Annotated in this window: 10 protein-coding genes; 4 read left to right on the top strand and 6 right to left on the bottom strand. The window is 70.3% G+C overall.

The window, feature by feature from the left end; genetic code table 11:
• The first annotated feature begins 74 nt into the window (after window positions 1–74).
• From C6V83_RS14480 to C6V83_RS14470, 3 genes are read left to right on the top strand one after another with little or no spacing between them, the layout of a single operon-like run.
• Window positions 75–863, top strand: coding sequence for an enoyl-CoA hydratase/isomerase family protein (locus C6V83_RS14480; protein ID WP_105942981.1), 789 nt, complete (start codon window positions 75–77; stop codon window positions 861–863).
• Between the two features lie 7 nt (window positions 864–870).
• Window positions 871–1,866: a class I SAM-dependent methyltransferase gene (locus tag C6V83_RS14475; protein WP_105942980.1), complete on the top strand. Its 996-nt coding sequence runs from the start codon at window positions 871–873 to the stop codon at window positions 1,864–1,866.
• A gap of 10 nt (window positions 1,867–1,876) precedes the next feature.
• Window positions 1,877–3,124, top strand: a complete 1,248-nt coding sequence (locus tag C6V83_RS14470) for a class I SAM-dependent methyltransferase (protein WP_105942979.1) — start codon at window positions 1,877–1,879, stop codon at window positions 3,122–3,124.
• Window positions 3,125–3,330: 206 nt separating this feature from the next.
• On the opposite strand, the gene C6V83_RS14465 is transcribed toward C6V83_RS14470, so the two are convergent.
• The gene (locus C6V83_RS14465; protein ID WP_105943979.1) at window positions 3,331–4,281 is read right to left on the bottom strand and encodes a type IV toxin-antitoxin system AbiEi family antitoxin domain-containing protein; all 951 of its coding nucleotides are present in this window, start codon (window positions 4,279–4,281) and stop codon (window positions 3,331–3,333) included.
• Window positions 4,282–4,598: 317 nt separating this feature from the next.
• A complete protein-coding gene (locus C6V83_RS14460; protein ID WP_105942978.1) occupies window positions 4,599–5,366 on the bottom strand; it encodes an acyltransferase in 768 nt (255 codons plus the stop codon).
• A 128-nt stretch (window positions 5,367–5,494) separates the two neighbouring features.
• On the opposite strand from C6V83_RS14460, the gene C6V83_RS14455 reads away from it, so the two are divergent.
• Window positions 5,495–6,811: a PQQ-binding-like beta-propeller repeat protein gene (locus tag C6V83_RS14455; RefSeq protein WP_105942977.1), complete on the top strand. Its 1,317-nt coding sequence runs from the start codon at window positions 5,495–5,497 to the stop codon at window positions 6,809–6,811.
• A 46-nt stretch (window positions 6,812–6,857) separates the two neighbouring features.
• On the opposite strand, the gene C6V83_RS14450 is transcribed toward C6V83_RS14455, so the two are convergent.
• The 4 genes from C6V83_RS14450 to C6V83_RS14430 form a co-directional block, all read right to left on the bottom strand.
• Window positions 6,858–7,529, bottom strand: a complete 672-nt coding sequence (locus C6V83_RS14450) for an AIM24 family protein (protein ID WP_105942976.1) — start codon at window positions 7,527–7,529, stop codon at window positions 6,858–6,860.
• 148 nt (window positions 7,530–7,677) lie between these two features.
• Window positions 7,678–9,099 carry a glycosyltransferase family 4 protein gene (locus tag C6V83_RS18550; protein ID WP_199832666.1) on the bottom strand — a complete coding sequence of 474 codons (1,422 nt, stop codon included), beginning with the start codon at window positions 9,097–9,099 and terminating at the stop codon, window positions 7,678–7,680.
• A gap of 8 nt (window positions 9,100–9,107) precedes the next feature.
• On the bottom strand, window positions 9,108–10,742 hold the full coding sequence (locus tag C6V83_RS14435; protein ID WP_105942975.1) for a 1,4-alpha-glucan branching protein domain-containing protein: 1,635 nt from the start codon (window positions 10,740–10,742) through the stop codon (window positions 9,108–9,110).
• Window positions 10,739–11,533, bottom strand: coding sequence for a class I SAM-dependent methyltransferase (locus tag C6V83_RS14430; protein WP_105942974.1), 795 nt, complete (start codon window positions 11,531–11,533; stop codon window positions 10,739–10,741). The genes C6V83_RS14435 and C6V83_RS14430 overlap by 4 nt, the downstream gene beginning before the upstream one ends.
• Window positions 11,534–11,711: the final 178 nt, after the last annotated feature.

Here is an 11,711-nt window from a genome sequence, read left to right as displayed (position 1 = left end):
CGACGTTACGCGCCGGTGTGCCGGCGGCGGACGCAGTTGGTTCCGGCAGGCAGGCACCCGGTAGCCTGCACCTCATGGCTGAGTTCGTGACTCTCGAGACCTCGCAGGACCACCCCGGCGTCGGCACCGTCAAACTGCACCGGCCGCCGATGAACGCGCTGAACCGTCAGGTGCAGGACGAGCTCGTCGCCGCGGCGGCCGAGGCGAACGCGCGCGACGACATCAAGGCCGTCGTCGTCTACGGCGGACCCAAGGTGTTCGCGGCCGGCGCCGACATCAAGGAGATGAACGACATCTCCTTCCAGGAGATGGCCAAGATCGCTCGCCGACTCCAGCGCGGCCTGGGCGCGATCTCCGAGATCACCAAGCCGACGGTCGCCGCGATCACCGGCTACGCGCTCGGCGGCGGCCTGGAGGTCGCGCTCGGCGCGGACCGTCGTATCGCCGGAGACAACGCCAAGCTCGGGGTTCCCGAGGTGCTGCTCGGAGTGATCCCCGGCGGCGGCGGCACCCAGCGCCTGGCCCGGCTCGTCGGCCCCTCCCGTGCCAAGGACATGGTCTTCACGGGCCGCTTCGTCGGTGCCGAGGAGGCCCTGCAGATCGGTCTGGTCGACGAGGTCGTCGCCCCGGACGAGGTGTACAACGCCGCCCTGACCTGGGCGAGCAGGTTCACCGGCGGCGCCTCGGCGGCGATCGCCGCGGCCAAGGCCGCGATCGATCAGGGCCTGGAGACCGACCTGGAGACCGGCCTGAAGATCGAGGCGCAGCTGTTCGCGTCCCTGTTCGCCACCGACGACCGTGCCATCGGCATGGCGTCGTTCATCGAGAACGGCCCGGGCAAGGCCGAATTCACCGGAAAGTAGCCAGTAGATGACGTCGATCGACGACCCCACCACTTCGGACCCGAAGCCGAACCCGCACGCCACCGCCGAAGAGGTGGAGGCTGCGCTCACCGACACCAAGCTCGCCCAGGTCCTGTACCACGACTGGGAGGCCGAGACCTACGACGAGAAGTGGTCGATCTCGTTCGACGAGCGCTGCATCGACTACGCCCGCGGCCGCCTCGACCGGATCGTGCCCGACGCGGACCTGCCGTACGAGCGGGCCATGGAACTGGGCTGCGGCACCGGCTTCTTCCTGCTCAACCTGATGCAGTCGGGCGTCGCCACCAAGGGTTCGGTCACCGATCTCTCACCGGGCATGGTCAAGGTCGCGCTGCGCAACGCCGAGGGCCTCGGGCTCGACGTCGACGGCCGGGTCGCCGACGCCGAGAAGATTCCGTACGACGACGACACCTTCGATCTCGTGGTCGGACACGCTGTGCTGCACCACATCCCAGACGTCGAACAGGCGCTGCGCGAGGTGCTGCGGGTCCTGAAGCCGGGCGGGCGCTTCGTGTTCGCCGGCGAGCCGTCGACCCTCGGTGACTTCTACGCGCGCTGGATGAGCCGGGCCACCTGGTGGGCCACCACCAACATCACCAAGTTCGGCCCGCTGCAGTCGTGGCGGCGTCCGCAGGAAGAGCTCGACGAGTCCTCGCGGGCCGCCGCCCTCGAAGCCGTGGTGGACATCCACACCTTCTCGCCGCAGGACCTCGAGGAGCTGGCCACCGCGGCCGGCGCCGTCGACGTGGCGTCGGCGAGCGAGGAGCTGGCCGCGGCGATGCTCGGCTGGCCGGTGCGGACCTTCGAGGCGGCGGTGCCCGCGGAGAAGCTCGGCTGGGGCTGGGCACGGTTCGCGTTCGGCGGCTGGAAGCGGATGACCTGGCTCGACGACAACGTCCTGCAGAAGGTGGTGCCGCCGCAGTTCTTCTACAACGTGCTCATCACCGGCTGCAAGCCTGCGCCGGAGGCCCCGGCCTCCTAGGCCGCGAACGGTGGCCTACGAGTTCACGCCGGACGACGTCGCCTTCCTGCGTTCCCGGTACGGCGACAAGGCGCTGCAGAGCGCCGCGGAACTGGCGCTGACGCCGTCGTCGCTGCTGGCCGATCTCACCGTGCTGCGTGCGCGGTACCCCGAGCATGCCGCCGCGCTCGCGGAGACGGTCCGTGCACGACGACGCGCCGTCGGCAAGTTCCCCCGTCCGGATCGGCTGCTCGCGGACGAGGCGTCGGTGCAGCAGGCCACCGCCGGGCCGGTCGCCGCCTTGCGTGCGGGCGACATCGTCGCACGGCACCCGGGCGCGGTGGTCCACGACGTGACCTGCTCGATCGGCGGCGAGCTGCTCGCCCTCGCGGCGGAGCCGGGGGTGCGCGGTGTCCTCGGCTCCGACGTCGACCCGGTCCGGCTGACGATGGCTCAGCACAATCTCGAGACCGGGGTGAGCGGCCGCCGGCCGACGCTGTTGCGGGCCGATGCGCTGACCCCGACGTCGACCGCGGACGTGATCGTCGCCGACCCGGCCCGGCGCGACGCCGGCGGGCGAGTCTTCGGCATCGACCGCCTCGATCCGCCCCTGCTGGAGCTGCTCGCGGTGTACGCGGGGCGGGCGATGGTGGTCAAGTGCGCGCCGGGCCTGGACTACCGGAAGCTGCGGACCCGTTTCGGGTTCGAGGGCCAGGTGCAGGTGGTCTCGCTTGACGGGGGCGTCCGCGAGACCTGTTTGTGGACGGAGGTGCGCGGTGCCCCGGAGAACCGGGCGAGCGTGCTGCGGACCGTCCCGGACCCGGCTGCCGATCCAGGGACGCCGGCGCGGACGCGGCTGTACGAGGTGACGTCCGACGACCCCGACGAGCTCGACGATCCCGCGGTCGGCGAGTACATCGTCGACCCGGACGGAGCCGTCGTGCGGGCCGGACTGGTGCGCCAGTACGCGCACCGGCACGGACTGCGCCAGCTCGACCCGCAGATCGCCTACCTGTCCGGCGACGTCGTGCCGGCGGGGGAGCGCGGCTTCCGGGTGATCGAGCAGTTGCCGATGCACGAGAAGACGCTGCGCGGTGCGCTCGCGGCCCGGGGCTGCGGCAGCCTGGAGATCCTGGTGCGCGGGCTCGACGTCGACCCCGATCGCCTGCGCAAGCGGCTCAAACTCAAGGGCGACCAGCCCTTCGCGCTGATCCTGACGCGCATCGGCCGCGCGGGTGTGGCCTTCCTGTGTGAACCCGGGTTCCGCGCCGGACTCTGAAGCCCGTGGTCGTGGCCGTTCGAGGCAGGGTGCCGGGCACCTTGGTTTCGTTCTGGCACCTTCGGCTGAGGGTGCCACTTCGAGGTGACGGTGCCGGGCTCCCTTGTTCTCGGGATGGCGCAGGACCCTCCGGGAGGTCGCCGCGTGAGGCAGGCGGCAGGGCGGTCACTGCGCCCCGGGCGGGCGGAGCGTTCGCGTCATCACGGTCACGCCATGACGCCGGTGCGGCGGAGCCAGCCGATCAGCGCCGGAATCATGGTGCCCTTGACCAGCATGGACCAGGTCCAGCGCACCACGTGGATGCCGGCGCGGCGGAAGCGGTCTTCGCGCTCCTTCTCGCGGATCAGGGCCTGGCGGGGATCCTCACCCGGCTGCAGCACGCCCTGGTATTTCACCTCGCCGTCGAACTCGCCGACCACGCGGCCGAGCCAGTCGAAGTCGGGCCGCTGGACGTGACCTTCCAGAGTGTACTTCCGCTGGAGGACGGGGAGCGGCAGGTCGGCGTCGAGCATCTGCGCGCGGCTCCACGACTCGCCGGGAGATTCCGACAGGCCGTTTCCGTGTTCGATCGCGCGTCTGGCCACCCGTACCCCCTCCGGTCGGCGTCCGGCGAGCGCGGCGGTCAGTTCGTCGCGGGTCACACCGCGGCGCATCGCGGCATCGACGACGGTGAGGGCCTGCGCGAAGGTGCCGGTGGCGGCGACCTCGACTGCGGTCCGCGGCAGGCTGGTCACCCGGACCCCGTCGACGACGACGATGTCGCCGTCGGGCACCGTGCCGGCGTGACGGAACCGGCCGCCCCGCCGGGCGCTGCCGCCGGGGCCGCCGCGGATCGCATGGACCAGACCGCGGTCCGGCGTCAGCATCGGCAGTCGGTGCACGGCGGCCGCGGACTGGTGGCTCAGCGGGGCGGTGCCGACGCGTGGCGTGCTGGCCCGGGCGAGGCAGGTCAGTCGGTACTGCTCGTCCTTGCCGGACTCGGTGATCGCGAACGCCGGATCGAGCGGGAGCATGTACACCCCGGGCGCGAGCCGGATCAGGTCGCCGTGTCTCACCGCCGAGGCGAGCTGATCGTCGGAGACTCCGGCCTTCTGTGCCGCGGATCGGCGCAGGAATCCGAGGTGGTCGAGAGGTACGTCGGTGATCTGGAGCGTCATGCCACGATCGAACGACGGCCCGGCCCGCTTGTCGAACGCGCTGTCCACAGGTGTGCGCGTCGACGCCGGGTTATGCACAGACCTTGGTTGATCCGGCTGTTGTGCTCCCCGAGCGGTCGGGATGATGTACGACGGCCCCGATCGCGCGCCGCAGTCAGTCAGCGCGTCGTCGTGGCGGCATCGTGGTTGCTCGTCGGGTCGAATTGAGGGTGCCGGGCACCGTGGTTTCGGTGTGGCACCTTCGACTGGGGGTGCCACTTCGAGTCAGGGGTGCCGGGCACCCTCGTTTCGGGCGCCGCGAGCCGCGGGAGCCGGACTCAGGCGTCGGCGGGGCGGGACTTCGCCTCGGCGTGCGCCTTCTTCCGCTCGATGTCGGCCAGGGCGCGCTCGAGTTCGGCGCGCTCCTGCGCACCCTCTTCCCAGGCGGTGAGCCGGTTCTTCACCACGCGGGCCGGGGAGCCGACCGCGATGCCGTAGTCCTCGATGACCCCGCGGGCGACGGCGTGCGCCCCCAGGACACAGCCCCGCCCGACGATGGTGTTCCGCAGAATCGACACCTTGGCGGCCACCCAGGTGTCCGCGCCGATCCGGACGGGGCCCTTGACGATGCCCTGATCCTTGATCGGGATCCCGATGTGGTCGGTGACGTGGTCGAAGTCGCAGATGTAGCACCAGTCCGCGACCAGTGTCGAACCGCCGATCTCGATGTCGAGGTAGGCGTTCACGACGTTGTTGCAGCCGAAGACGGTCTTGTCCCCGATGCGCAGGCTCCCCTCGTGGCAGCGGATCGAGTTGCCGTCGCCGATGTGCACCCAGCGGCCGATCTCCATCCGCGCCATCTCCGGGGTGGCGTGGATCTCGACGTCCTTGCCGAGGAACACCATGCCGCGCAGGATGATGTGCGGATTGGCCAGCCGGAACCGGGCGAGCCGGTAGTAGCGGACCAGGTACCAGGGCGTCCAGGCCTTGTTCCGTCTGATCCAGCGCAGCGAGTCCATGGTCAGGAACCGGGCCTGGTCCGGGTCGCGGCGCCGCAGACCGGCGCGCCAGCGCGAGCGGTACGACGCATTCCACATGGTGGTCATGAGGACAAACCCTAATCGACGCCCCGGGCGCCCGGTGCGGCACGCACCCGATGAGTGAGGACGGCACGATAGAGTCTTGCCGAACGGCTTTAGGCCTCCGCGAGCACAGAAGGACACAGGACGCACTCATGCAGCAGACAGCGCGCCACCACGGAAGCCGTCTTCGTGCGGTCGCGGCGGTGGTGCTGGCGACGGTGACGGCCCTGGTGCTCGCATCCTGCGCAGACGGACAGGAGGAGGTCCGGGCGATTCCGGGTGCGGGATGGCCGATGTACGGCGCCGACAACGGCAACACGAACTACACGCCGGTCACGGTGCCCGCGGGGCTCGAACTGTCCTGGCGACGGCCGACCGGCGGCCCGATCACGGCGCCGATCAGCCTGAACCAGTACGGCGACGTGGGCATCACCGCGCGGACGACCAGCGGCTGCAATGTCTTCGTGTTCGATCACAATTCGGGGCGCAAGAACTTCTGCAAGCGGATGACCGAGGGCGTCCAGTTCAACGCGATGACCCTCGATCAGCACGGCCAGCCTTTCCTCGGCGAGTCCGGGGCGCTCGTCGCGTTCAACGGCGGCGGCATGATCCGCTGGCGCATGCCGGTGGTCGGCACCTCGCTGTCGGCCAAGTTCGCCGGACCGGGCCGGATCCTGTCGGTCACCACGCAGGGGCAGCTGTTGCTGCTGAATGCGCAGAACGATGCGTTCGAGGCGCCCGAGGTCCGGCTGCGCCCGAACGCCGACCCGGAGGATCCCACGTTCGGACTGGGTGACTGCATCGCCGGCGGACCGCAGTGCGCAGTCACCGCGCCGGCCGCGGTCGACTCGAAGCGAGACCGCTTCTACCTGAACTTCCGGGCCGAGGGGGCAGCGGCTTCGCAGCTGACGGCGATGAGCTATGCCGACCGCGACGGCGCGCGCGAGTTCACCGGGGTCTGGAACGCGGACCTGCCCGGCGGCATGGTGGGCCCTGCCACTCTGTCGCACGACGGCGAGACCGTCTACGCGTTCGGCGGCGACGGCAAGCTGTACGCGTATGCCGCCGGTGACGGCGCCCTGCGCTGGTGCCACGATCTCGGCGAGCACGGGTTCGCCACGCTGACGGTCTCGCCGGACGGCGTGCTGATCCCGACGGGCAGCGTCGGCGCACCGCTGACGGTCCTGAAGGACGACGGCGACTCCGCCACGGTGATCGCCAAGCGCGAGGACCTGCAGACGGTGAGTCTGTCGACGCTGACCGGCGGAGGCAGCGCCTGGACCGTCGTACGTTCCGGCCCGGAGCAGAAACTGGTGCTCACGGAGGTCTCGGTGACCGACGGAGCCACCAAGCGCTCTCTCGATCTGCCGGACGCGACCGGTTTCGCCACCGGTGTCGCGGTCTCGGCCGGGGGCGACGTGGCGGTCGCGGTCAACCTGGGCGAGGTCTACTACTTCAGCGCCGGCTGACGCGCCGGATCACCGCCGACGGGGGGCGATCCGGCACGCCGGGCGGTCAGACCTGGCCGAGAACGGAGCCTTCGCTGGGCTGCACGACGACGAAGCCCGGCCCGTGGAACGCGAGCTGGAACGATTCGCCCGAGCCGCGTCCGATGAGTGCGCCCATCTTGAAATCGTTCTTCAGGCTGGGCTGCAGGTTGGCCGACCAGCACACCGCCGCCTGGGGGTCGACGTAGGTCGGCTGGCGCGAGCAGTCCAAGATCATCGGCGGACCGTCACTGGTCACGCCGATCACGCCCTGGCCGTTGAGGGTCAGGTTGAACAGGCCGCCGGCCATGATGCCCGCGTTGCCGATGGACGTGATCTTCCAGGTGAGCGAGTCGTCGAACGCCAGCAGGCTCGAGGTGTTGATGGTGATCGACTCCTGCGGGCCCTCCAACTGGATGGTGAACACGTGCTGGGCGCGGCGGGCGAAGAACACCTCGCCCTGACCGCGCACGCGCATCAGCTGGCCGCCCTCGTTGGAGACGGCCTTCTTGATGAAGTTGCTCACCGAGCCCGAGCCCTCGTGCTTGAACTCGAACTGCCCCTGGTAGGCCACCATCGCGCCCTTCGCCGCGAGCGCATCGGGACCGAAACCGACCCGCAGCATACGGTCGTTCTGAACAGTCCACCGCTGGTTCAGTTCCTTCTCGCGATTGCTCGCATCGAACAGGGTGCTGCGCATTCTCTTCCTCCGACTGTCGTGGTCTCCGGCCGCAGCGTGCGCGACCGGTGATCACGGTACCCATGCGTACGTCCCGATGCGCGGAGTGCGTTACGTGTTCAGGGGTCGTCGAACTCCTCGGCGGCGGCTGTCGGTAACGATCGGTGCTTTAGGAGTTCGGGTCGCGCTCGGGCAGCGGGCGCTCGGGGATCACCGGGCGGGCGAGGGGACGGTGCGTCCGGCGTGAGGCGACCCGATAGACCGCGGCGGTCCGCTCGGCGATCGCCGGCCAGGTGAACTCCTCGGTGAGGACGGCGCGGGCGCGTCGTGCCCGGACCGCGGCGGCGGCGGGGTCGTCGAGGGTGGCGCACACCGCGGCCGTGAGCGCGGTGACGTCGGCGGGCGGAAAGGTCATGCCGGTCTCGCCGTCGTGCACGGCCTCGCCGAGGCCGCCGGCGGTGGAGGTGACCAGCGGGATTCCGCTCGCCGCCGCCTCCAGGGCGACGATCCCGAACGGCTCGTACCGGCTGGGCAGCACGATCGCCGTGGCGCGGCGCATCAGCGACGCCAGGCCGTCGTGATCCTGCCGCCCGGCGAAGCTCACCGCATGCCGCACGCCGTGCTCGGCGGTCAGTTCGGTGAGCCACCCCAGCTGGGTGCCCTCACCGGCGACGGTCAGCGTGGTCCCCGGATGCGCCCGCCGGATCGCCGGGAGCGCGGCCAGCAGATCCTGCAGCCCCTTCTCGTACTCCAGCCGGCCGGCGAAGAGCAGCTCCGCGGGGCCGTCGTCGACGGTCCGCTCGGCGAAACTCCACGCGGTCAGATCGATCCCGTTGTGGATCACCGTGATCGGGGGCAGGCCGGAATCTGAAAGGCCCGCTCGCGCGCTCCCGGCGCTCGGCTCTGATCGGCCCGCTCGCGTGCTCCCGGCGCTCGGCTCTGATCGGCCCGCTCGCGTGCTCCCGGCGCTCGGCTCTGATCGGCCCGCTCGCGTGCTCCCGGCGCTCGGCTCTGATCGGCCCGCTCGCGCGCTCCCGGCGCCGGAACCGAACAGGTCGCGCACCTCGTCACGCATGGACGACGAGCACGTGATCAGCGCGTCCGCCGAGTTCGCCAGCCACCACTCCACGGAATGGACCTGGCGGTTGACGTGTCCGGCCACCCAACCCGAATGGCGGCCGGCCTCAGTCGCGTGCAGGGTCGCGATCAGCGGCACGTCGAAGTAGTCGGCCAGCGCGATCGACGGATGCGCCACCAGCCAGTCGTGCGCGTGCACCACGTCCGGTTGCCAGTCGCGGAGGAGTTGCAGACCGGCGCGGACGAAGGAGTGTCCCATCGAGAGGGTCCACGCCATCATGTCGATGCCGAAGTCGAATTCGGTGGGGTCCTCGGCCGCGGCGATCACCCGCACGCCGTTGACGACGGCGTCGGTGGTGGGGTGCGTCGACGGATCTGTGCGGGACGGCTGCCGGGTCAGGACAGTCACCTCGATGCCTTGCGCGGCAAGGGCTTCGGCCAGGTAGTGCACATGCCGACCCAGTCCGCCGATCACCACCGGCGGATACTCCCAGGACACCATCAGCACGCGCATCGGGCGAGTCATCGGGTGCTCCCGTCCCGCGGCGGCAGCCGTCTCGCGTCGAGAGCGCCGAAAACGTTGTCGGCCTGCCGCCAGCCGCGGGCCAGCTGCGCGGCCTCGTCGTCGTGCCCGGCATCGGATGCGGCGCAGATCTCCCGAGTGGCGTGCGCGTGCTTGTAGGCCCGGTCCTGCGCATACCCGGCCGCGGTGTCCTTGGACACCATGAACGGCCAGTCCGACTGCACCGTCATCAGCGTCTCGCGGAGGATCTGGTCGGCTGTCAGATCGCGGGGTTTCGACTCGGTCGTTCCTCCCGCGCTCAACCATCGAGTGACGGGCTCATCGGCTCTCGGCGGGTGTGGGGGGAGGCGCTTGTCGAGGGCACCCAGTGCGGTCTCGGTGACCTCCCGGTTCAGCTGGACCAGATGCTGCACCTGCGGTCCCTCCCAGACCCGCCAGTCCTTGCCCGATCCCCACGACGAGTCGCCCAGATCCACAGGCTCGCCGACGTAACCGTCGCGCCGCGCCGTCGCCAGGGTGCCGACGTCGACGCCCGCCTCGGGCAGACGGCGCAGCAGCCGCTCCAGCCAGATCGGGCCCTCGTGCCACCAGTGGCCGTAGAGTTCGGTGTCGAACGCCGCGACCACGAGCGCCGGCCGGCCGATCCGCTCGGACTCGGCGATCAGGCGGTCGCGGACGCAGTCGACGAACTCGTCGACGTGCCGGTCGATCACTGCGTCGGTCAGCGCGGGGTCGTACGGCTTCTTCTGCTCACCCGGCACGTTCTTCCCGGTGACGCGATAGGGCTTGAAACCGGTCTGGTGGTCGTAGGTATGGAAGTCGCGATAGGCGGCGTGACCCGGGTACCCCGACTTGGGCGACCACACCCGGTAGCTCACCGACAGATCCCGGCCGAAGGCCACCACGTCGCTGCCGGCGACCGGGCGGCCCAGCGCGGTGTCGCCGTGCAGGGTGGGGCCGTCGACCATGAAGTGGCCGATGCCGGCCGCGGCATACTCCCGCTCCATGCCCGGCGTGTAAGCGCATTCCGGCGCCCAGATGCCCGAAGGTCTGCTGCCCCAGCGCAACTGCGCGTCGGCGAGGCCTTCGTCGAGAGAGAAACGGCGCAGCCGGTCGTCGAGCAGCGGCTGGAACGGGTGTGCCAGGGGACCGCCGAGCAACTCGATCACCCCGGTGGAGAGCAGCGAGCGGATCTGCGGGCTGCCGCCGTGCCGCCAGTGCGTCTCGAAGTCGGCCAGGGCGTGTGCGGCGGCCCGGAACTCGCGGTGACCGCTCGCGCGGCGGTCGGCGTCGTCGTGGGTCGCCGCCTCCATCGCGCGGAGCTGCCAGTCGGCGAGCCATTCGTACATCGCCGACGTGGCCGCCGGGTCGTCCAGCTGGGCCGCCAGCACGGGTGTGATGCCCAGCGAGAGCTGATCGGTGAAGCCGTCGGCGGCCAGTCGGCGCAGCACGCCGAACACCGGCTGATAGCAGTGCGCCCACGACTGGTAGAGCCACTCCTCTCCGACCGGCCAGCGACCGTGGTTGAGGAGCCAGGGAAGGTGGGAGTGCAGGACCAGTGTGAACTGGCCGGGGACACGGGGTCTCGACTCCGCTCGACCGTCGAGGGGGGTTCGACCCGCAGAAGCGGTCACGACCTCCTCCGTGCGACGGCGAGCAGATCCAGGCTGGTGTCGATGTCGCGCTCGGACTGCTCGACGATCTCGAAGTCCGCCGCGGTGATCCCGGCGACGTCCTCGACCAGCTCGTCCGGCCACGGCTCGCCGGCCAGCGCGCGCTCGATCTGCGCGTCGATCAGCGAACCGCCCCACTTGGCGTCCAGCCCGCGCAGCCGCGGACCGTGGAAGACGCCGTACATCGCGACCACGTCGAAGCCGTCGTCGGTCAGCAGGGCGGTCAGCTCAGCGGCGTGCAGCTCGCGGGTATGGAACGGGTTGAGCGGCGTGTCCAGGCCAGGGGAGAAGGTGATCCGGTTGGGGGTGCTCATGAGGAGTTCGCCGCCGTCGCGCAGCACCCGGCGGCACTCGCGGACGAAGGCCGGCTGATCCCACAGATGCTCGATCACCTGGAAGTTCACCACCGTGTCCACCGAGCCGTCCTCGAGCGGAAGATCGATCAGATTCCCTTGGTGCACAGTCACTTCCGGATAGCGCTTGCGGGTGTGCGTCACCGCCTGTTCGTCGTAGTCGACGCAGACGACAGACGCGGCGCGCTGTGCCAGGAGTGCCGCGCCGTAGCCCTCGCCGGAGCCGGCTTCGAGCAGGTCCCGATCGGCGCAGCGCGGTTCGATGAAATCGTAGGCCACTTCGTGGCGGCGGAACCAGTAGTTCTCGGCGGGAATTCCGGGGACCGTGCGCTCGCCGGTCAGCGCGAGTTGCGTCTCCAGATCGAGGGATGGCTTGCCTGCCGCCTGCGCGTCGTTCATCCGTCTGACCTTACTGGGCGGTCAGGCCGACCGGACCTCCGTCCCCGGGCCGCCCGTCACCGGTGTGAGTAAGGCAACCCTACTAACTCCAGGCCGCTCTTCGCCGGTGGTGGGCGAACCGTTAAAGTGTCTTCTTGACCCATGGCCGTACCGGCAGGTATCGGCCGAAACCGATTCA

This window comes from Gordonia iterans (assembly GCF_002993285.1).
In the GTDB taxonomy this organism is placed as follows: domain Bacteria; phylum Actinomycetota; class Actinomycetes; order Mycobacteriales; family Mycobacteriaceae; genus Gordonia; species Gordonia iterans.
This window is presented reverse-complemented; position numbering and strand designations above follow the sequence as displayed.